This is a genomic window from Silvibacterium sp., from assembly GCF_047605705.1.
Lineage (GTDB): Bacteria > Acidobacteriota > Terriglobia > Terriglobales > Acidobacteriaceae > Silvibacterium.
The window spans coordinates 1-21,055 of sequence record NZ_JASGFD010000017.1; the positions used below are offsets into that span (position 1 = coordinate 1).

Annotated in this window: 17 protein-coding genes; 10 read left to right on the plus strand and 7 right to left on the minus strand. The window is 61.9% G+C overall.

From position 1 onward, the window contains the following. Positions 1 to 72 precede the first annotated feature (72 nt). Positions 73 to 852: a DUF5666 domain-containing protein gene (locus QM649_RS08205; protein ID WP_415198540.1), complete on the minus strand. Its 780-nt coding sequence runs from the start codon at positions 850 to 852 to the stop codon at positions 73 to 75. Between the two features lie 380 nt (positions 853 to 1,232). Here QM649_RS08205 and egtB point away from each other — a divergent pair, with 380 nt between their 5' ends. After that, positions 1,233 to 2,552 (plus strand): ergothioneine biosynthesis protein EgtB, encoded by a 1,320-nt coding sequence (egtB, locus tag QM649_RS08210; RefSeq protein ID WP_415198541.1) that lies wholly within the window; start codon positions 1,233 to 1,235, stop codon positions 2,550 to 2,552. A 59-nt stretch (positions 2,553 to 2,611) separates the two neighbouring features. After that, a complete protein-coding gene (gene egtD / locus QM649_RS08215) occupies positions 2,612 to 3,589 on the plus strand; it encodes an L-histidine N(alpha)-methyltransferase (protein ID WP_415198542.1) in 978 nt (325 codons plus the stop codon). A 344-nt stretch (positions 3,590 to 3,933) separates the two neighbouring features. Here the strand turns inward: egtD and QM649_RS08220 are convergent, their stop codons facing one another. The 5 genes from QM649_RS08220 to der form a co-directional block, all read right to left on the minus strand. Next, positions 3,934 to 5,046, minus strand: coding sequence for a carboxypeptidase regulatory-like domain-containing protein (locus tag QM649_RS08220; RefSeq protein ID WP_415198543.1), 1,113 nt, complete (start codon positions 5,044 to 5,046; stop codon positions 3,934 to 3,936). 118 nt (positions 5,047 to 5,164) lie between these two features. Continuing rightward, positions 5,165 to 5,857, minus strand: a complete 693-nt coding sequence (gene queC / locus QM649_RS08225) for a 7-cyano-7-deazaguanine synthase QueC (RefSeq protein WP_415198544.1) — start codon at positions 5,855 to 5,857, stop codon at positions 5,165 to 5,167. Positions 5,858 to 6,116: 259 nt separating this feature from the next. After that, positions 6,117 to 7,109 carry a substrate-binding domain-containing protein gene (locus QM649_RS08230; protein WP_415198545.1) on the minus strand — a complete coding sequence of 331 codons (993 nt, stop codon included), beginning with the start codon at positions 7,107 to 7,109 and terminating at the stop codon, positions 6,117 to 6,119. 162 nt (positions 7,110 to 7,271) lie between these two features. Next, positions 7,272 to 8,612 (minus strand): methylenetetrahydrofolate--tRNA-(uracil(54)-C(5))-methyltransferase (FADH(2)-oxidizing) TrmFO, encoded by a 1,341-nt coding sequence (gene trmFO / locus QM649_RS08235; RefSeq protein WP_415198546.1) that lies wholly within the window; start codon positions 8,610 to 8,612, stop codon positions 7,272 to 7,274. 97 nt (positions 8,613 to 8,709) lie between these two features. Then, the gene (gene der / locus QM649_RS08240; RefSeq protein WP_415198547.1) at positions 8,710 to 10,248 is read right to left on the minus strand and encodes a ribosome biogenesis GTPase Der; all 1,539 of its coding nucleotides are present in this window, start codon (positions 10,246 to 10,248) and stop codon (positions 8,710 to 8,712) included. A gap of 154 nt (positions 10,249 to 10,402) precedes the next feature. On the opposite strand from der, the gene QM649_RS08245 reads away from it, so the two are divergent. The 4 genes from QM649_RS08245 (at position 10,403) to QM649_RS08260 (ending at position 14,786) form a co-directional block, all read left to right on the plus strand. After that, positions 10,403 to 12,388 carry an ATP-dependent DNA helicase gene (locus tag QM649_RS08245; protein WP_415198548.1) on the plus strand — a complete coding sequence of 662 codons (1,986 nt, stop codon included), beginning with the start codon at positions 10,403 to 10,405 and terminating at the stop codon, positions 12,386 to 12,388. Between the two features lie 8 nt (positions 12,389 to 12,396). Next, complete coding sequence (locus tag QM649_RS08250) at positions 12,397 to 12,996, plus strand: DNA-3-methyladenine glycosylase I (RefSeq protein WP_415198549.1); 600 nt, start codon at positions 12,397 to 12,399, stop codon at positions 12,994 to 12,996. 112 nt (positions 12,997 to 13,108) lie between these two features. Beyond that, a complete protein-coding gene (locus QM649_RS08255) occupies positions 13,109 to 14,215 on the plus strand; it encodes a hypothetical protein (protein ID WP_415198550.1) in 1,107 nt (368 codons plus the stop codon). A gap of 319 nt (positions 14,216 to 14,534) precedes the next feature. Beyond that, on the plus strand, positions 14,535 to 14,786 hold the full coding sequence (locus QM649_RS08260; protein ID WP_415198551.1) for a hypothetical protein: 252 nt from the start codon (positions 14,535 to 14,537) through the stop codon (positions 14,784 to 14,786). Here the strand turns inward: QM649_RS08260 and QM649_RS08265 are convergent. Continuing rightward, positions 14,783 to 15,664 (minus strand): hypothetical protein, encoded by an 882-nt coding sequence (locus QM649_RS08265; protein WP_415198552.1) that lies wholly within the window; start codon positions 15,662 to 15,664, stop codon positions 14,783 to 14,785. The genes QM649_RS08260 and QM649_RS08265 overlap by 4 nt on opposite strands. Before the next feature lie 168 nt (positions 15,665 to 15,832). Here QM649_RS08265 and queD point away from each other — a divergent pair, with 168 nt between their 5' ends. The 4 genes from queD (at position 15,833) to QM649_RS08285 (ending at position 20,678) form a co-directional block, all read left to right on the plus strand. After that, the gene (queD, locus tag QM649_RS08270) at positions 15,833 to 16,210 is read left to right on the plus strand and encodes a 6-carboxytetrahydropterin synthase QueD (RefSeq protein WP_415198553.1); all 378 of its coding nucleotides are present in this window, start codon (positions 15,833 to 15,835) and stop codon (positions 16,208 to 16,210) included. A 15-nt stretch (positions 16,211 to 16,225) separates the two neighbouring features. Beyond that, the gene (locus QM649_RS08275; protein ID WP_415198554.1) at positions 16,226 to 16,906 is read left to right on the plus strand and encodes a 7-carboxy-7-deazaguanine synthase QueE; all 681 of its coding nucleotides are present in this window, start codon (positions 16,226 to 16,228) and stop codon (positions 16,904 to 16,906) included. Between the two features lie 368 nt (positions 16,907 to 17,274). Beyond that, the gene (locus tag QM649_RS08280) at positions 17,275 to 19,554 is read left to right on the plus strand and encodes a GH92 family glycosyl hydrolase (RefSeq protein ID WP_415198555.1); all 2,280 of its coding nucleotides are present in this window, start codon (positions 17,275 to 17,277) and stop codon (positions 19,552 to 19,554) included. Positions 19,555 to 19,841: 287 nt separating this feature from the next. Beyond that, positions 19,842 to 20,678: a TIGR03435 family protein gene (locus tag QM649_RS08285; protein WP_415198556.1), complete on the plus strand. Its 837-nt coding sequence runs from the start codon at positions 19,842 to 19,844 to the stop codon at positions 20,676 to 20,678. Positions 20,679 to 21,055 lie beyond the last annotated feature (377 nt).

Consider the following 21,055-nt stretch of genomic DNA (forward strand, 5'->3'; position numbering starts at 1 on the left):
GCCGTGTCTCCTCTGGCAGCCTCGGCGAGCAGAGCAATCGTGGGAAGAAGTCGCTGCTTCATTGGCCTGTTCTTAGAGGTTGGGATTCTGCGGAGGATTGGTGTTTGCGGGTGCGTCTCCCGAGTTGCTGCCCTGACTGTTCACAGGACCATTGCCTGGCCCGCGGTCGCCGCGTGGGCCACCCGGTCCGCCGGGACCGCCAGGGCCGCCGACGTTCAGGGTCTTTGCGAGGAAGTCTGCACCCTGCAATGCGCCGCGCGCGGTCACGTTGTCGCCTACCTTGATGTCGGCCAGGGTGATGTCATCGCGCCGCTTGCGGAAGGAGGTGTTCTCGTCGACGACGATGATCTGCACGGCGTTATCCGGGCGTTTGACGGTGATCTTCGTGTCGACGATCGTCTGCACGACGCCCATGGTCCAGGTCTTGCCGAAGTCAGCCTTCGCCTTCTCGATCTGCTCCTGCTGTTCCTTGCTGATGACCATGACGGCGATAGCGCCGAGATCCTTCGCCTTGTCGTCTTTGTCGCCGAAGGCTCCGACGACGTCGCCCGCGTGGAGGTCGGTCAGCTGGATCTGCTGACGGTCCCTGCGGACGCGCGTGTTAGGGCCGGTTTCGATTGTCCAGCTGGCTCCGTCCTCGGTCTTCACGGTCAGCTTCGATCCATTGATCGCGGTCACCGTGCCCTGTACGCCGTGGTCCTGGAAGGCCTGCATCATGCCCATGCCACCGGGACCGCCTCCCGGTCCACCACCGGGCCCACCCTGAGGCGGGCCATCCTGCCCCAGCGCGGGAAGAGCCCCGACCAGCAGCGCGAGCAGGGACAGGGGGAGGAATTTGCGAAATCTGGTCACGACGAGCGTTCCTTTCTGGTACAGTCTCGGGGATGTGGAAGCGCTGAGAAGCTGCACGATAGACGCCATCGGCAGCCGGGAAGACGCAATGTGCTGTGCGCAGGAAGTTTGAGACAGGCCCCCAACGTTTGTCATGGGCTCCAGGCCACGAATATCCACGGAACCCGTTGCTCTGTTCCGCGCATCTTTAGGGAAACGGCCATTTGTGTCCGCTGAACAGGGCTCTGGCAACGTTTCGGTGCCCGTCCTGTTCTCATACAGAGAATATCTCGACCCATCATCGCGTTAAGAACGATCGCCGGGCAGGGTGTTGCCCGATTCTTTCCACTCCGGAGCCGCACGTCGCGCGCCCGGCCAGCCATCAGGAAGGTAAGCACGCCATGCATGCAACGGTAAGCCCGGTCGCCGAGACCCTGTCTATGCAGTCCCGGACAGGCGTCGTATCCTCGCAGGCAGCGCTCCTCGAGTTTTTCTGTAGCGTGCGGCAGCAGACGGAAGCACTCTGCCTGCCGCTGACTCCCGAGGACATGATGGTCCAGTCGTGTCCTGAAGCCAGTCCGGTTAAATGGCATCTGGCCCATACCACATGGTTCTTTGAGACCTTCGTTCTTACGCCCTACCTCGACGGCTACCATCCTTTCCATCCTGATTTCGTCTGGCTCTTCAATAGCTACTACAATTCCGTCTCTGACCAGCCGCTCAAGAAGCTGCGTGCCTGCTTCTCTCGGCCCTCGCTCGACGAGATCCGCGCGTATCGCGGCCATGTGGACGCCGGCATCGAGAGCCTGCTTGCGGGCTCGCCGGATCCGGAAGCGGTGCGCCGTATCATCATCGGCGTTCACCATGAGCAGCAGCACCAGGAGCTGCTGGCCTACGACGTGAAGAACGCCTTCTGGGTGAATCCGCTGCATGCCTCGTATCGCTCCGAAGCGCTGAAGCCTGCGACCAAGTCTCCAGCCGTGGAGTGGATCGACTTCTCCGGTGGCCTGGTCGAGATCGGCCATGCGGACGAAAGTTTCTCCTTCGACAATGAACTGCCCCGCCACAAGCACTATCTGCGGCCCTACACGCTGGCCTCCCGCCTGGTCACGTGCGGCGAGTATCTCGATTTCATGCGAGATGGCGGCTATCAGAGGCCGGAGCTGTGGCTCTCGGAGGGCTGGGAGACGGTAAAAGCGCAGGGCTGGAGCGCGCCGCTCTACTGGTTCCACGGCGAGAACGGCGAATGGCAGCTGTTCTCGCTCGCCGGCGCCATGCCGCTCTCGGCGATGCTGGCCACGCCGGTCTGCCACGTGAGCTACTTCGAGGCCGAGGCCTTCGCCCGCTGGGCCGGCAAGCGTCTGCCGACCGAACAGGAGTGGGAGGCTGCGGCAGAGACGGTCTCCGCGGAGGCGCGGGCGATGGGCAACTTCCTCGAGTCCGGCGATCTTCATCCCATGCCTGCGAGCGCAGGTGGGGGCCTCCAGCAGATGCACGGCGACCTGTGGGAGTGGACGGCCAGCGCGTATCTCGGCTATCCGGGGTATGCCGCCGAGCCGGGCGCGCTTGGTGAATACAACGGCAAATTCATGTGCAACCAGATGGTGTTGCGCGGCGGTTCTGCCGTGACTCCGGCCAGCCACATCCGCTCCACCTATCGAAACTTCTTTTCACCAGCCACCCGCTGGCAGTTTGCGGGTTTTCGTCTGGCCAATCGCTAGTAAGCTTCTCCGCTTGTTTTCTTAAAGCCGAAAGACCAACCGAAAGCCGGGTCCCCTGCATGAATGCTGCATCGCCGATACTCTCCTTGCCGGAAGCCGCCTGTACGCCCGTGGGTTCCGAGGTCTATCGCGGCCTCACCGCCAGGCCCAAGACGCTTTGCCCCTGGCTCTTCTACGATCAGGCCGGTTCGGAGCTCTTCGAAGCCATTACCGATCTGCCGGAGTATTACCTCACGCGCACCGAGCGCAGCATTTTCAGTGAGCGCGGCGACGAGATTATCGCCGCCGCCTCGGATGGCGCGCCGCTGACAATGATCGAACTGGGCGCAGGCACAGCGACCAAGACCGGCCTGCTGCTGCGCGCCGCGATCCGGATGCAGGGCGTGGTCGATTATTACCCCATCGATGTTTCGGAATCGGCGCTTGCCGCGGCGGAACAGCATATCCAGGCTGGGATCTCCGGCGTGCGCGTGGAATCGCGTGTCGGCGACTACACGCAGGGCGTTGCGCCGATCGATTGCGTGGGCCGCAGGCTGGTGCTGTACATCGGTTCGAGCATCGGCAACTTCGAGCCCTCTGACGCAGTCGGCGTTCTCCGCGAAGTGCGCCGCATTCTCGCGCCGGGCGACCGGCTGCTGCTGGGAGCGGATCGCGCGAAGGATGCTTCGGTTCTTATCCCCGCCTATGACGATGCAGCGGGCGTGACCGCCGCGTTCAACAAGAACGTGCTTACGCGCATCAACCGCGAGCTGGGTGCAAACTTCAATCCGATGAGCTTCCGTCATCGCGCGCGCTGGAATGAAGATCAGTCGCGCATCGAGATGCACCTGGAGAGCCTCGTTGCGCAGACCGTTTCGATTCCCGCGCTCGAACTCGAAGTGCGCTTCGCGCGCGGCGAAACAATTCATACCGAGAACAGTTACAAATTCACGCCGGAATCGATTGCGTCGATCGTGGAGCGAGCCGGCTTCGCCATGACCCGCTGCTGGAGCGATCCGCAGCAGTGGTTCGGGGTTTATCTGGCGACGGCCGTGTAGCTGCTGCGCGAATCGCCTTCGGCCACCGCTCCCGTTGGTCGCGATCCGATGTAGGTATCCCACGTCTCAGAATCGAGACGTGGGATACCCGGGCCATGAGGCAGGTCTCGCAAAGAACAAAATCATCTGTCATTCCGACCGTAGCGAGACGTTTTTGTTTCGCGCAGTGGAGAAACCTGCGGTTCTCTTCAAACATGTGAGGATGCGGATTGTTGCTTCCCCACTCAAGCCAAACCCGGGCTTGCATGGGCCACCCGCCATTTCTCTACCCACCCTATACTCAGCAGCAGACGCACAAAAGCCGCCCCAGAAGGGCGGCTTTTGTGTGGTCTGCTGCAAAGAGGTTACTTGGCCTTGTAGCGGCTCTGGACCTTTTCGCCGAGCGAGTCGAGGATGTTCTTCGCATCCGCGGCGAAGGGACCGTTCGGCGCCAGCTCCAGGTACTTCTGGTAGGCGTCGGCGCAGCCCGGAGGCGCGACGATCTTCTGGGTCTTCGGATCGACGGTGGCCTTGTTGATGAGCGCCTTGCCCTTCAGGTAGTAGGGAATCGGCTGGTTCGGATCGGCGGCGATAGCCTTGTCGGCGGCCTCGACGGTGGCGTCGACGTTGCCTGCGCGGTCCATCATGATGGCCTCGTTCTGGTAGTGCATGAACGCAGACTTCGGATCCTTGGTCGCGGCAGCCTTGGCGGCGGCGTCATAGGCTGCCTGCGCATCGGGAATCTTGCCTTCGGAGGCGAGCACTTCGCCCAGCGCGTCGTTGGCAGCGGCTTCGATATCCGGGTTCGGCTTGCCACCCGCGTTGTCGAGCTCGACAGCCTTCTTGAGTGAGGTCTCGGCTTCAGGCAGCTTCTTCTCGCCCTTCTGCGCTACGCCCAGCTCTACCCACAGGACAGCGGCATCCGGCTTGGCGGCGGTGTCCTTGGTCATCAGTTCGTCGGCCGCGGCGTAGTTCTTGTCGCGATTGTCGTCACGCGCGGTCTTCAGGTCGGCGTTCAGGTTCTTGATGACGCCGTTTTCCTTCATCGCGGTGGCATTCTTGGCCTTCACCTCTTCGAGCTGCTTGCGCTGCTCGGGCGACATCTTCGCGACGTACTCAGGACGGCCGAGGTCGAAGTCCTGCGCGGTGTCGGCGCCGGCGGTGATCTTCACGTTCTGGAACTGGTCGATCGGCTTACCCTGATCGTTGTCCAGGGTCACAATGTAGGTGCCCGGGGCGATGCCATCACCGGTGTAGTTGCCGTTCGCATCGGTGGTAAAGGTGTACTTGGCGGTCTTGCCGTCGGTGCTCACTTCCACCTTCGAGTTCGCGATCACGACACCCACGGGGTCGACCGCGTGACCGTGCAGCTTACCGGTCTCCTGCGCGAAAGCGGAGTGCGTCGCAAAAGGAGCGGCGGTAAGAGCCAGCCCAAGGGCCAGCCGGAGGCTTTTGCTGCTGGTAATCTTCGTTCCCATACTTTTTGATCTCCTTGGGTACTTGCTGAGCGCTTGGTCCCCGCGCCGCATCCTGCGGCAGGTGGGGTCCGAACCCTGTTCGCTGATCTTCATTCTCCGGCTTGCCTGCCCGGAGAGCCTATCCTTTGCCGCTGGCGTAGGGAATCGGGTCGCTGAGGCCTGCTTCGCGAAAGGCGCGCAGGCGGAGCACACAACTGTCACACTCTCCGCACGCCGCTTCGGCGCCCGAGTAGCAGGACCACGTTAAATGGAACGGAGCGTTCAGTTCAAGGCCCAGCGCCACGATCTCCTTCTTGCGCATATGGATGAGCGGAGTGGCAACTTTGATGTCTCCCTCCTTCGTTCCGCGCTCGATAAGGGTCTGGAAGGCCTCATAATAGGCCGGCCGGCAGTCCGGATAGCCGGAGCTGTCCTGCTCGACGGCGCCGATGACGATAGTGCGGGCGCCCAGCACCTCGGCCCAGCTCACCGCCGCCGAAAGAAAGTGCGCGTTGCGGAAGGGCACGTAGGTGACAGGCACCGATTCGCCGATGGGCTCCTCGGCCGAAGCCTTAGGCACGTCGATCGAGTCGTCGGTCAGCGCCGAACCGCCGATCCGGCGGAAGAAATCGAATTTCACGTGCAGGAAATCCTTGAAACCCAGGGTTTCAGCCACCGAGCGGGCGCTTTTCAGCTCGCGCTCCTCGGTCCGCTGACCATAGCTGAAGTGCAGGGCATAGGCGTCGTAGTCGCGCGCGGTAAGAGCTGCGCAGACCACCGAATCCATGCCCCCCGAGAGACAGACGACGGCGCGATCGCGGGTGGAGGCCATAACCCTCTATGCTATCGCGAGCCGCAGTTGCGCGGGACTGGCCTCCGGACCTTTTGCGCTTCGCAGTCCCCATTACATGCAGAGCGGCCTGCATCTCGCACCTGGCAACAACCCGAAGTTGTCATTTCGACCGGAGCGGGACCATTTTCTGGCACTGCGGAGCGGAGAAACCTGCGGTTTCCGCCGGTCACAGGCGAAGAACCGCAGGCCCCTCTACTCCGCTCTGCCGTTGGCTGCGCTTCTGTCGGGATGACAGGTTCTAGGGCTGTGTGGCCTCCGAAGCGGATGCGGCGTAGATGTCCACGTTGTCCTTGTCTACACGAGCCGTTCCCGTATCGACGAAGACCGGCACGGGTGAGAACGTATCCACCGCGTAGTCCGATCCCAAGCCTTTCAGCTGGGAGTGGTACAGATCGTCGAGCGCTTTGAGTCCGTAATACGCCATGGTGTAGGGCTTCTGTGCGATGGTCGCATCGATGACGCCCTTTTTGATTAGGTCGAGTGTGTCCGGGTCCACGTCCATGGCGATCAGCAGTCGGTCAGTCGCGTGCTGTCGCTGGAGAATCTCCGCCACATCCTTTCCGGCCGAGGCTTCGAGGCAGATGAAGGCGTCGATTTTATTGGCTCCGGTTTGCGCCAGGTACTGCGGCGTCTTGTCCATGGCATTGCCGGAGTCGCCTTTGATGTTGAAGATCTCCGCCACCTTGATACCCGGGTGGTCGGCGAAGATTTCCATGTAGCCGTTCAGGCGCTCATCGAGGTTGGGCTGGCCGGGCATGGTGAAGAAGACCACGTTTCCCTTGCCGCCGAGTTTGTCCACGACGCGCTGTCCGCCCAGATGGCCAGCCTCTCGGTTGTTCGTTCCGATGAAGAAGATGCGATGGCTGTGCGGTGCATCCGAATCCATGGTGATGACGGGGATGCCGCGGGCCAGTGCTGTATCGATTTGCGACTGCATGGAGGAGGCGTCGGCCACGGAGACGAGAATGCCGGCCGGTTTTGTGGCTGCGGCCTGGTCGAAGGCCTGCGATTCGGCCGCGGCGTCGTAGTTATCCGGGCCGACGACCTTTGCGGTCACGTGATATTCCGCGGCAGCCTTCTCAAATCCCGTCGCCGCTGTCTTCCAGTACGGCAAATTCAGGTTGTTCGATACGAGGTAGTAGGTTTCATTGCTGGAGTGGCGGCTGCAACCGTCGAGCAGGAGCAGGGTGAAGAAAACGGAAACCATCCCTGCGCGGAGAGCTATGTGCATAGGATCCTCCCACGAGAAACGCCAGGCTGTGGCCGGCTCGGAGAGTACGCAGCAGAGCGGGTCGGTCTGCGCAGCGAAGCGCGGCGGAATTCTACTCCATCCGGTGCAGAGCTGGTTGCTGTGCCGGGAGTGAAGTGCCGCCGCTTCGCATGCGGTGAAAGATTATGCGCCGGCGGCGGACAGTTGCGGAATGCCGGCGAGCCAGCCGTCAAAGGCAGTAAGCCCGCGCTCGCACTGGATGCGGTGCCGCTCCTTCTTGTCGCGGATCTTCTTGCGCAGCTCCTCTTCGAGCGGCGGAATCAGGTCGAAGGTAATGTTCGCCGGATCGAAGTGTTTGCCCTCGTAGTGCGTGATGTAGTGCACCAGTGAGCCGAGCGCGGAAGGGCGCGGCGCTGGTTCCGCTGTTTTGCCCGCGGCGTAGGACGCAGCGAAGATTCCGGCGAGCAGACCGGTGGCGATCGACTCGGTGTAGCCCTCCACGCCGGAGATCTGCCCGGCGAAGAAGATCGACGGATGCTCCTTCATCTGCAGCGTCTCGGTGAGCACCTTCGGTGCCTGGATATAGGTGTTGCGATGAATCTGTCCGTAGCGCAGGAACTTCGCATTCTCGAGGCCCGGAATCATGCGCAGGATGCGCGCCTGTTCGCCGTACTTGAGGTGATTCTGGAAGCCGACGAGGTTGTAGCTGTCGGCGCGCAGGTTCTCACAGCGCAGCTGGACGACGGCCCAGGGCGTCTTGCCGGTACGCGGATCGCGCAGGCCCACGGGCTTCATCGGGCCGAAGCGCAGCGTGTCGCGGCCGCGCCGGGCCAGCTCTTCAATCGGCAGGCAGCCCTCGAAGTAGTCGAGCTTCTCCCACTCCTTTTCCTTCACCTGTTCCGCGGAGACGAGCGCATCGTAGAAGGCGTCGTACTCTTCCTTGTTCATCGGGCAGTTGATGTAATCGGCCGTGCCCTTGTCCCAGCGCGCGGCAAAATACACGCGGTCCTTGTCGATCGAGTCGGTCTCGACGATAGGGCTGATCGAGTCGTAGAAGGCGAGGTGCTCGCTGCCGGTAAGGCGTGCGATCTCAGCGGAGAGCGCCGACGACGTGAGCGGGCCGCTGGCGATGATCGTGATGCCATCGGCAGGATCAAGCTGCGTGACTTCTTCGCGGATGACTTTAATCTTTGGCTCGTCGGCGATGGCCTTCTCGATGAGGCGCGAGAACTCCACGCGATCGACGGCGAGCGCATGGCCGGCGGGCACGGCGCTCGCATCGGCGCACTTCAACAGCACGGAGCCGGCGCGGCGCATCTCCGCCTTGAGCAGCCAGGGCGCGGTGTTTTCACTCTCGGACTTGAGCGAGTTCGAGCACACGAGCTCGCCGAAATCGGATGTCTGATGCGCGGGCGTAGGCTTCACCGGCCGCATTTCGTAAAGTTCCACTTCGCAGCCCAGCCGCGCGGCGGTCAACGCCGCTTCCGGTCCGGCAAGGCCGCCGCCAATCACACGAATCTTCATACTTCTGCCTTCTTCACGGCCGCTCCGGGCCGGATCTGTTTCGCTGTGCAGGGCGATCAGCATTGAGCCGACGCAGGCCCTGCGCGCGCAGGTGCGGCTAGTCTTCGTTCTTCTTGTTTCGCGGCTTGATCTTGAACCAGATGGGCGATCCTTCAAAGCCGAAGGAGGCGCGAATCTGGTTTTCGAGGAAGCGCTCGAAGGAGAAGTGCAGCTTCACGTCGCGGTCAGTGAAAAGCACGAAGGTCGGCGGCGCGACCGCGGCCTGCGTCATGTAGAAGATGCGCATTTTCTTCGAGAGCGGCACACCGGCGCGCTGGAAGTCGATCTGCTCCAGGAAGCGATTCATCTGGCCGGTGGAGACGCGCTTGCGGCGCTCTTCCGCCACGCGGATCGCGGTGTCGAGCAGGTGCTGGATGTCGCGGCTCTCCTGGCCCTTTTCTGCGCGCTCGATCGCAGCGGCAGCCGAAAGGAAGACCACCGGCGCGTAGTTCAGATACTTGAGGTGGTAGCGCAGCTGCTCTTCGAAGACCTTGCGGTCGGCGGCAGGCTTGCCGTCAGTGCGGTTGGTGGTGACGAGGTCCCACTTGTTCACCACGATCACGACCGAGCGGCCGCTCTCGTGCGCGTAGCCGCCGATGGTCGCGTCCGATGCGGTGACGCCTTCGGTCGCGTCGATCATGAGTAGCGAAACGTCGGCAGCCTCGAGGTGGCGGCGCGACATGATGACTGAGAGCTTCTCCGCCATCTCGTGCGTCTTGCCCTTGCGGCGGATGCCGGCCGTGTCGATGATGCGCAGCGTCTTGTCCTTGTACTCGATGACCTCATCGACGGCATCGCGCGTGGTCCCCGCGATAGGCGAGACGATGGCGCGAGAGGTGCCGGTGACGGCATTGAGCAGCGTCGACTTGCCGACATTGGGGCGGCCGATAATCGCGATGCGCGTTTCGTGCTGCTCATATTCGCCGTGCGTGCGATGCAGCGACTGCGCCTTCTCTTCCGAACCCTCTTCCGGTTCCTCTTCAAACGGCTTCTGCTCTTCTTCCTCTTCGGTGGGGAACTTGAGCACAGCGAAGACCTCGTCAAGCAGGTCGCCGATGTTATGGCCGTGTTCGGCAGAGATCGCAATCAGGTTGTGGATGCCGAGCTGGCGGAAGTTCTCCGCACCCGCGTCGAGCGCCTCGGTGTCGATCTTGTTCACCGCGAGGAAGAGCGGCTTGCCGGAGCGCAGCAGGATGCGCGAGAGCTCGAGATCGGGCGCAGCCAGCTCGGTGCGGCCGTCCACGACCATGACGATGGCCTGCGCTTCCTCGATGCCGACCTTCGCCTGGCGATAAATTTCGGAGGGAATCAACGCTTCGTCGTCGGGGACGATGCCGCCCGTGTCAACCAGGCGTGCGGTCTTGCCCTCCCACTCGACCTCGCCATAGATGCGGTCGCGGGTGATGCCGGGCTCGTCGCCCACGATGGAGCGGCGTGTGCCGGTGAGCCGGTTGAAGAGCGTCGACTTGCCGACGTTCGGCCGCCCCACGATGGCGAAGGTGGGCTGCGAGCTGTCCTGCGAAAAGGCAGTCGTGGCGGAGTGCGGTCCGCGGCTGCGGCCCTTCTGTGTCGGTCGGCGGGTCTTTTTCTGGTTCAAGAGTGTCTCGTCTGCGGCAGGAATCGCCGGGTAAATATGGTGCCGCGTGACAGAAGACGTAAGTCCTCGCGAAAGCTCGGCAATCTTTTATTCTATCGTGAGCCGTCAGCGGGCCGATTTTGCACGCCCTCGCAGGCGATATCCTGTAAAGACCGTGTCGCCCACTCTCCAATCCACGCACAAGCTGCCGTCGCTCTATGACTTTTTCGCGCCGGGCGGGGTGCTTTCGCGTTCGCCGCTGCCGTACGAGTTCCGCAAAGGCCAGCTCGAAATGGCGCAGGCCGTCGAGCGCGCTATCGAGGAGAGCCGACACCTCATCGTCGAAGCGGGCACGGGCACGGGCAAGACGCTCGCCTATCTGCTGCCGGCGCTGCGTTCAGGCCGCCGCGTGGTGATCTCGACCGGCACGAAGAACCTGCAGGAGCAGCTTTTCTTCAAGGACATTCCGTTCCTCGAGTCGCTGCTCGGCCCGCTGCAGACCTGCTACATGAAAGGGCGCGCGAATTATCTCTGCCGCCATAAGCTCTTCGCGCTGCGCAGCCAGCCCATTCTCACGGGCCTCGAGGAGATTGCGCAGTACCAGGCCATTGCTGAGTGGGAGAAGACGACCGAGACCGGAGACCGCGCGGAGATCGATGGCCTTCCGGAGACGAGCCAGCTGTGGCCGAAACTCGATGCGCGCGGCGAGGCCTGCCTGGGGCAGACGTGCCCGGACTACCAGCGCTGTTTCATCACCGAGATGCGGCGCAAGGCGGCTGAGAGCGATATCGTCATCGTCAACCACCATCTCTTTTTCGCCGACCTCGCCATCCGCCAGCAGGCGAAGGCTGCGCCAGATGCGGGCGTGCTGCCGGATGCGGGCATCGTGATCTTTGACGAGGCGCATGAGCTCGAAGACGTGGCTTCGGGCTACTTCGGCATCAACCTGAGCAATATTCGTTTTGAAGAACTGGTGCGCGACCTGGAGACGCTGCTGCGCTCGAAGGATGCGCTCTCGGCGGGTATCACCAGCGCCGCTCAGACATTGCGCGAGCGCGCCCGGCTCTTCTTCTCGACGCTGCCTCGCGGCGCCGGGCACGAAGGCCGGATGCAGTTCACGGACCGCGAAGGCTTTCTCGAAGAGCATGGCGACCTCTACATGGGCGTGCTCAACGGGCTGCACCGGCTGGAAGGGGAGCTGGAGCGCGTGCGCGGCGCGGAAGAGGCGCAGCCGCTCAAGCGGCGCACCGCGGATATTCGTGAGCAGTTGAAGTATTTGTTCGAGTCGGAAGACAAGAATACTGTTTTCTGGCTGGAGCGCAGAGGACGCGGAGGTGCGCATGCTGCCTCGCTCTCGACTCATATCCAGGCCACGCCGATCGATGTCTCGGGCATCCTGAACCAGCTGCTCTTCGAGAACTTTCCGACGGTGGTGCTGACCTCGGCGACGCTCACTGTGGCCGGTGGCTTCGAGCACATGGAAAAGCGACTGGGGCTGCGCGAGGCGCGCGAGATGGTGGTGCCCTCGCACTACAAGTATTCCGAGCAGGCGGTGCTTTTTCTGCCGCCGCGCATGCCCGATCCGCGCGATCCCAACTTTCAGGAAGAGGCGGCGCGGCATATCCGCCGCATGCTCGAGATCACCGAGGGCCGCGCCTTCTGCCTCTTCACCAGCTACGCGCAGATGCGCGATCTCTATGAGCGGCTGCTGCCGCAGGTGGGCTATCCACTCTTGTTACAGGGCACCGCGCCGCGCAAGGCTCTGCTCGAGGAGTTCCGCAACACGCCGAATGCCGTGCTCTTCGGCACATCGAGCTTCTGGCAGGGCGTGGACGTGCAGGGCGACGCGCTGAGCTGCGTCATTATCGACAGGCTGCCCTTTGCCGTGCCCAGTGATCCGGTGGTGCAGGCTCGCATGCGCGCGGTCGAGGATCGCGGTGGCAGCCCATTCTTCGAGTACCAGGTGCCGTCCGCAGTCATCACGCTGAAGCAGGGCTTCGGCCGGCTCATTCGCTCGCTGGAAGATCGCGGTGTGCTCATGCTGCTCGATCCGCGCCTGCAGCGTCAGCGTTATGGCAAGGTCTTTATCGACAGTCTGCCGCCTTACCGCGTGACGCATGAGTGGTCGGATGTGGAAGACTTTTTCGCCAAGGAAGAATAGAGAAACCTATGTCGAAAGCCATTGCCGGGGAAGATGGAAAGCTGCGCTGCGCGTGGTGCATGAGCGCGCCCGAGTTCCTCAGCTATCACGATACGGAATGGGGATTTCCTGTTCATGACGATGTGCGGTTGTTTGAGAAGCTCGTGCTCGAAGGCTTCCAGTCCGGTCTGAGCTGGCGCACCATCCTGAATAAACGCGAAAACTTCCGCAAGGCCTTTCGCGGATTCGATTTCGACAAGGTGGCACGCTTCACGCAGAAGGATGTGGAGCGGCTGCTGCAGGACGAAGGCATCATCCGGCATCGCGGCAAGATCGAAGCAGCGATCCACAATGCCAAATGCGCGCGAGAGATGGTCGAGCGCGAAGGTTCACTTGCTAAGTTCTTCTGGCGCTATGAGCCGACACCTGCGAACCTCGCGAAGCCGCAGACGCTGACGACTTCAGCCGAGTCGATTGCCTTGTCGAAGGATCTCAAGAAGCTGGGATGGAAGTTCGTCGGCCCGACGACGATGTTCGCGCTGATGCAGGCCATGGGTCTCATCAACGATCACGTGGAGGATTGCGTGATTCGCGCGCAGGTGATGAAGGCGCGCAAGCAGAAAAGATAAGTGGTTGCCTGTTCATCCGATATTTCGATTTCAAATGCTAGCCTTGGAAGGGCTTCCACGCGAACTTGGAAGCCGTACGCATCCGAATATCGAAAGGAACCCACGTCCCACGATGTTTTCTGCGATTCTGCTTTCCGGTCTCCTCGCGGCCACGCCCGCGCAGGCGAAGAAGACTCCCCCATCCTGCCACGCACTCACGGAACATCAACTGAAGGATGACATCACGCTCTCCGAGCCCTGCTATGCGGTCAGCGGCTTTGTCACCATCGGCGGTCACATCACGGTTGAGCCGGGTGTGCATATCGTCGTTGGCTCCGGCTCTACGCTTTCGTTCGAGAATGACGGCACGCTGACGGCCATTGGCACCGCCGACAAGCCCATCGTGATTGAGGGCAAGGATCACACGCCCGGCTTCTGGAGAGGTCTGCATTTCCAAACCAATAGTTCGAAAAATCAGCTGAGCTATGTCACCGTCGAAGATGTCGGCGAGGCAGGGGCTGACTCCGGCGCGGTGATGGTCGGCGTTGCCGCTCGCCTGGCGATGGATCACACCACGGTGCGCAATGCCGAGGGCTTTGGGCTGAATGTGGACCAGCGCGGCATCCTCGCGAAGTTCGAGGCGAATCACTTCGAGAACACCGGCACGCCGCTGCGTGTGAAGGCCGCGGATCTTGCGATGATCGATCCGGCGACAACCTTCGCGAACAATAAGAAAAACTATGTGCTGGTCTACTTCAACGAGTGTGTTGTGAGCGACGATGCGACATGGCGTGCACTGGCTGTGCCGTATCACTTCGCATGCAGTCCGGAGATCAAGAGCCATTTAACGATTGAGCCGGGCGCGAAGCTTGAGTTCGAATCGAATGTCGGCATTGATGTGACGCAGGACGGCAGCCTGAGCGCGGAAGGCACGCCGGATAAGCCGATTGTCTTCACCGGAGCGGACGAGACGCCGGGCTTCTGGACTGGGCTCTACTTCGAGTCGAACAGCGCGAAGAACGTGGTAAGTCATGCGACGATCCAATACGCCGGGCAGGATAGTTCGATCAGCGGCGGTGTCTGCATCGGTGTAAACGCAGGCGCGAAGGTGTCGGACTCCGAGATCGGCAACAATGCGGTCGCCGGTATCCGCGTGCTGCAGAACGGTAGGCTCAACGCGGATGCGGAGACGTCGAACCGGTTCCATGACAACAAGGTGAACATCCAGCGCGAGAACTAACGGCTCGCCTTTCCGAAGAGCATCGTCATCTCGACCGGAGCGGAGAGACCTGCGGGTTATCCTTCCCACCCAAGCGGAGCTTGGGTGGGGCACCCGAATCCTCGCTCGATACGAGAACCGCAAGTTCCTCCGCTTCGGTCCGAATCACAGGGCTAACGATGGTTCGGCTGGCCCATTCAAGCCCGGTGTTGGCTTGAGTGGGGAGCGGGAACTGCAGGGTCCTCCACTGAGCCTCCTCTGGTCGCTTCGGTCGGCATGACAGTCTTGGATAAAGATGTGCAGGATCGGATAGCATCATCGCTGCTCCACTCTGCTCACCATGGCTCGCAACCTCTACATCCTCGCTGCTACGCTCGTTCTCTTCTCCGCCATCTCGTGTGCCGCTGTGTTTCTGGGCGGCTCCAGCCAGCCGGGGCTGCCGGGGAACGGATCGCTCTGGAAGACGGTGTCGCTGTTTCTGCTGGTGGGCGGCCTCGTCGTCGCGCTCTGCGGCATGATGACCGCGATGTTCGAGCAGGTGGAGCGGCGGAATGAAGAGCAGAGGCGGCGCGAGCGAGCGAAGCGGCGTTAGGCTTGTGCCTCGGTCCCCGTGCCCAGCCCTGCGAGTAGCAGAGTAGCCGCGAACAGCAGAGTATCCCCTACATAATTGAGCCCTTCGAGCGCGAGCGAGGTGTGCGCTTCTGTCACGAAGATGGGGACGTAGAAGAGCAGTGTCAGCAGCACGAGTATGGTGCCGGTGAAGGCCGCTGCGGCGCGCACGGTGCGTGGAATGAGCAGCCCGATTCCGCAGAAGAGCAGGGGAGCCCCGATCACGCACGCAAGCACATGTGGCCAGGGCACCCACGCGGGCGTCAACTTCTCGAGCGGCACACCGGGTACGAATTGCGGAAAGAGAAAGTGCTCGACTGCATAAAAAACGCAGATCGGCGCCACAACTCCTCGGCCTGCGTATGCGAGCGCAATACGCAGTTTGCTTCCGCGTGGCAGGAGGCTGGCTGTCAGCACCCATGCTCCGCAGGCAAAGGCCGTTTCGCGGAGGGTAAGCGTCCAGTAGAGGCGGTCCCGGAGATGCGGAGCGAAGTGCTGCGGCAAATTCGGCAGATCGAGGGTGGCGACAATGATGAGGAAAAACAATGCGAGCAGGGGAGCGGAGAGCTGCACCTGCCGCCATGCGATGAAGCTTACAGCTGCGGCCAGCAGCGCGATGCCGACCAGATAGGTCCAGAAGAGCGGCGCAGGCAGCCAGCGAGGCACAATGCCCATGAGGTCGCGCGCCGCGAAGAAATGCTCCGCTGCGAACATGGCGAGAGCGACAGCTTCAAAGACCGGCCCGAGAACCAGGATGCGATCCAGGCCAGAAGCGCCGTGAAAGCGCCGGCGGGCAAGAAACAGTCCGGCGATCAGTACGGATAGCCCTGCGGCCATCATGGCCCAAACCACAGTGGGCATAGGTACCTCCCCCAATCATGCTTGCAGTGTGCAGCGTTGAGCCGTCTGGCTTTCCGGTCACGGAAGCATATCGCAAATGGGCCTGCCATTCAGCCCAAATCCACCCCGCCCGCCTGACCGGCTACAATAGAAAAAGGGCCGTTTTGCCCCAGAGAGCCACAAAAAGCAATGTACGAAGTTAGAGTTGAGCGCGAGTTTTCCTCGGGCCACTACCTCAGGAACTATCGCGGCAAGTGCGAAAACCCGCACGGACACAATTACAAGGTTCAGGTCACCCTGCGCGGCGAGACGCTGGACGTCTCCGGCCTGCTGCTGGATTTCAAGATCCTCAAAGAAGTGATGCGCCCGGTCCTCGATCGCCTGGATCATCAGATGCTGAACGACCTCGAGCCCTTCACCGAGATCAATCCCTCGGCTGAGAATCTCGCCAAGTATTTCTATGACGAGACCAAGAGCCAGCTCCACGAGCTGACCAAGGGCCGCGTCACGGTGAAGGACTGCACCATCTACGAGACCGACACCACCACCGCGACGTACTACGAGTAGCCCTGGGAGTAGGCCTTGTACCTGATCGAGATCTACAAGTCCGTCCAGGGCGAGTCGAGCTTTGCCGGCGTGCCATGCATCTTTGTGCGCCTGGCGGGCTGCAATCTGCGTTGCTCCTGGTGCGACTCGGAATACACCTTCACCGGCGGTTACAAGTTGACCGAGGACGAGGTGATGGCCGAGATCCGCAAACTCGCGCCCGTAAAGCTGGTGGAGTTCACCGGCGGCGAGCCGCTGTTGCAGGAGCGTGAAGTGGTGCCCCTGATGAAGCGGCTGCTGGCCGAGGGCTATGAGCTGATGATCGAGACCAGCGGCGAGCGCCCGGTGGTGAACGTGCCCGAGGCCGTGCACAAGATCGTCGACGTAAAGTGCCCGGGCTCCGGAGAGATGAACCGTTTCCATCGGCCGAATCTCTCCTCGCTGACCCTGCGCGACGAGCTGAAGTTCGTCATCTCCGATCGCGCCGACTACGAGTATGCCCGCGACTTCATCCGGACCAACTCACTTGAAGGCCGTGTGGGGCAGCTGCTGCTGTCGCCCGCCTTCTCGAAGACGCCTTCGCCCGAGCGGTCGACGGCGAACTGCGTGCTCGATCCGCGGGAGCTGGTGACGTGGATGCTCGAGGACGGTCTCAACGCGCGGCTGAGCCTGCAGATTCATAAGTACATCTGGGAGCCGCAGAAGAAAGGCGTCTAGGGCTGGCCGTCCAGGCCTTTCGCCTTCGGCTGCTGTTCCAGCTGGTCGCGATCCGGATTAAAGCTCGTTCTCCTGCGAACCTCGTGCTTCGATGGGATGCGGGTAGAGGCGTGAACCCCCTCTGTGTCCTCGGTGGTGGATAGGCTTTGTGTGGCCCATCCTCGCCGCTCGGAAAACTGCAGGTTCCTCGACTGCGCTAGGAATGACAGCTTTTGGGGTTAGTGCTGGTCCTGCCAGCCCTGCCACTCTCATGGTATCGTTTCCATATCCAGGGTTCCCCCGAACCATGCTTCACCCTTGCTCCACCACCCCGGCGCGGCATCCTGCCCGTGCCGGGGCAAGACTGTACCGGAGGAAATCGTCTGCCTATGAAGTCGCCGTCCACCCCTCTCTCCGCCTCACGTCGTAACTTCCTGAAGTCCTCGTCGCTGGCCCTGGCCGCGACTGTTGCCGTTCCCGCCGCTGCTCCGGCTGTTGCTCGCGCGGAGGGCTTTGGAGAGGGTCAGGACAACGGCATTCCTCCCGCTGGGAGCACCGGTTCCGTTGCCAGCCCGGTTACGCTGGTGAACATTCTGCAGGGCACGGCTTCCACGCCCGAGTTCTCCCGCGGCGGCACGCTGCCGATCGCGACGCGTCCCTTCGGCATGGGCCACTGGACGCTGGAGTCGAATCCGCACAGTTCGTGGATGTTCGCGCCCGGCGATCGCCGCGTGACCGGCTTCCGCTGTACGCATCAGTTGAGCACCTGGCTCGGCGATTACGGCCATGCTGCCTTCCTTCCGTTTTCGGGTGAGATCAATGCCGACTCCGGCGGCCGCTCCAGCTCGTATCGCCCCGAGGATGCGAAGCTCGCGCCGCACACGCTGGGCCTGCGCCTGATGCGCTACTCCATCGATGTCGAGCTGCTGCCCACCGAGCGCTGCTCCCTTATCACCGCCAAGTACGAAAAGAAGCAGACGCGCGGTTTCATCTTTGACATCCCCGTGCAGAAGGAAGCCTCTGCGCCGAAGGTCGAGATCGACAAGGACGCGAAGACCATCCGCTTCACTTCGACTGCGAACTCGGGCGGCGTACAGGAGGGGTTCGCGAGCTACTACGTGCTGCAGTTCTCCGCTCCTTGGACGAATGTCGAGGAGAAGGACGAACTGAGGGACGGGCGCGGCTCGCACACCGGCAAGGTCACCTTCGACGACGATGTGTGGGCGGTCGAGGTGCGCATCGGGACCTCGTTCATCTCCTTCGAGCAGGCCGAACGCAACATCAAGCTTGAACTCGGCGACAAGACGCCGGACGCGCTGCGCAAAGAATCGGAAGAGGTCTGGAACAGCTACCTCAAGCGCATCGAGATCGAAGGCGGAACCCACGAGCAGCAGCAGACCTTCTACTCCTGCCTCTATCGCACGCTGCTCTTTCCCCGCATCTGGCATGAGCCGGACGCCGACGGCAAGCCGCAGCACCGCAGCGTCTACACTGGCAAGGTGCTGCCGGGCGTGATGTACGCCGATCACGGCTACTGGGATGTTTACCGCGTCTGGTACCCGATGATGACGATCCTGTTTCCGGAGCGCCTCGGCGAGATTCTGCAGGCCTGGGTGAACATCTACGATGAGGGCGGCTGGCTGCCGCAGTTCCCGTGCCCGGGCTATCGCGCCTGCATGACGGGCAGCCTCATCGACTCGCTCTTTGGCGAGGCCGCGGTGAAGAAGATCAAGGGCTTCGATCTGGCGAAGGCATATGAGGGCCTGAAGAAGCACGCCACGCAGCCGGGCGATCCGGACAAGGGTTACGGCCGCCGCGGGGTTGATCTGTATATGCAGTACGGCTACGATCCGGCGGACAAGGTGGGCGAGGCTGCCGCCGAGACGACCGACGCGGCCTACGGCGATTACTGCATCGCGCAGGTGGCCAAGGCGCTCGGCAAGACCGAGGACTACGAGATGTTCATGAAGCGCTCGGAGAACTGGCGCCATCTCTTCGACCCGCAGACTGGATTTATCCGCGGCAAGAAGTCGGACGGCAGCTGGCTCGAGCCTTTCAACGAATTCACCTGGGGATCGCCGTACGTGGAAGGCGGCCCGTGGCAGCATCGCTGGGATGTGCCCCACAACATGCCTGCTCTGATCGAGGCCGTGGGCGGCAAGGCGAAGGCGGTCGAACTGCTCGAAAAGATGATGGCCCTGCCGCCGACCTTCAATACCGGCGTCTACGGCTATGAGATCCACGAGATGTCGGAGATGGCGGCGCTGAACCTCGGCCAGTACGCGCACAACAACCAGCCCGTGCACCACGTGCTGGCGGTCTTCGCGGAAGCCGGCCGTCAGGACCGTCTCGCCTACTGGTCGCATCGCACGCTGAACGAGTGCTACGCGCCCAGTGGCTTCTCGGGTGACGAGGACACAGGCTCGATGGCGGCGTGGTATGTGATGGCCTCGCTCGGCATCGTCACCCTGTGCCCGGGCAAGCCGGAGTACAAGCTGGGTAGCCCGCTGTGGTCGAAGGCCACGGTGCACCTGCCGGAAGGCAAGACGCTGGTCGTCGAGTCCGCCGCGCCCGAGGCTCACAAGACCACGCTGAACGGCAAGCCGCTCAGCGATGCGACGGTGGATCACTTCGAGCTGGTTGCAGGCGGCAAGCTGAAGTTCGCCTAGGGACTGACCGTCCCGGGTATTCGCCGTCGGCTTCCGCTCCCGCTGATCGCGAGTTGAAGTCGTAGTAATGAAAAGGCGCTGCGAAAGCAGCGCCTTTCTGCATATTCAGCACAACAATCGGGTGGGACCATTCAAGCCCGGTTGGCTGGAGTGGGGAAGCGACTCCTTTGCTCGTATCAGGGCAAGGCTTTAGCCGCGCCTGAACCTTTCGCGGATCGCTGGCTTACGTCGGACAGAGAGTGCCGTCTACACATGCGTAGCGCTCTCACCTGATCCTGGAGCCTGGAATGCATCTTCGTTGGCACGCGCTGTTTTCAAAGAGCCTTATCGTTCTGTTCTTGTTCAGCGGCGTTTCGCTTATAGCTGCACAATCCAGCAACTCTCCATCCTTCGACGCGGTGTCCATTCGCCCATCCAACGCGATGAAGATGGTCCAATTCCCGCAAAGAAGCGTCGCGTTTCCCGAGCACCGGGCGTGCCAGTATCTGCGTGATCGTGTGACATGCCTGTTGCCGCTCCGCGACTTGCTGCGCGAGGCATTTCAGCTCCGGTATTTCCAGCTAAACGTTCCCAGCTGGATGGATGATGCACGGTACCAGGTTGAGGCCACGATGCCTCTCGATACTTCGAAAGAGGTCGCGCGCCAGATGCTGCAGCGTGCGCTCATCGAGGCGTTCAGCATGAAGTATGAGCAGACTTCGCGCATGACCCCTGTCTACGCGCTCGTCTGCGCACCGGCAGGCACACACCTCACGCCCTTCGACCCCGAGCATCCCGTGATGCAATCCCGGGAGACGCCTCTGGGGAAAGTAGAAGACTCGGTGGTCATCACGCCGGGGCATTTCTTTCAGGCCGGTGGGAGCCTGGATGTATTTGCCCAGAACCTGGGATCGACCGCGGCACTCACGCTGCCGGTCATCGATGCCACCGGCCTGACCGGAAGATACGTGATCGACCTTAGCTGGAAAAGCTCGGCCGATCAGGACCAGGAATCAAATGTGAATGTTGAGGACAGAGGCATCGTCAAGGCAGCGGCGCAAGAGTTGGGGTTGATCCTGGAAAAGAGAGAGATGCCGCTCCCATATCTCAAGGTGGATTCCGCGAACAAGTCACCGCAGATTTAATTGCGTGCGCTGTCGCGAGCTTGTATCGAAGTGCGGCAAGCGCCCGGGGGAATTATCTTTGCCCACTGAGCAAGAGAGCGATTCCTCCGCTTCGCGCCTGCGGCCACTTCGGTCGGAATGACAGGAATAGGGAAGTGCGGACTTCGCGTTCTTTGTGTCTTTGCGCTGAAATGCGATGCGGGCGTGGTGCGAATCCTTCCGTACTCTCTCTGTTCTGTGGTGAAAGAGTCTTATTCAGGCGAGGATCATGCCTTCCCACTCAAGCCGCAAACAGAGCGGCTTGAATGGGGCACCGTCAAATCGTCCTTGAGTTGAGGAGTCGCACCTTCCCGCGTCTAAGAATCGAGACGGGAGCACCTGACACGAGAAGACGTAAT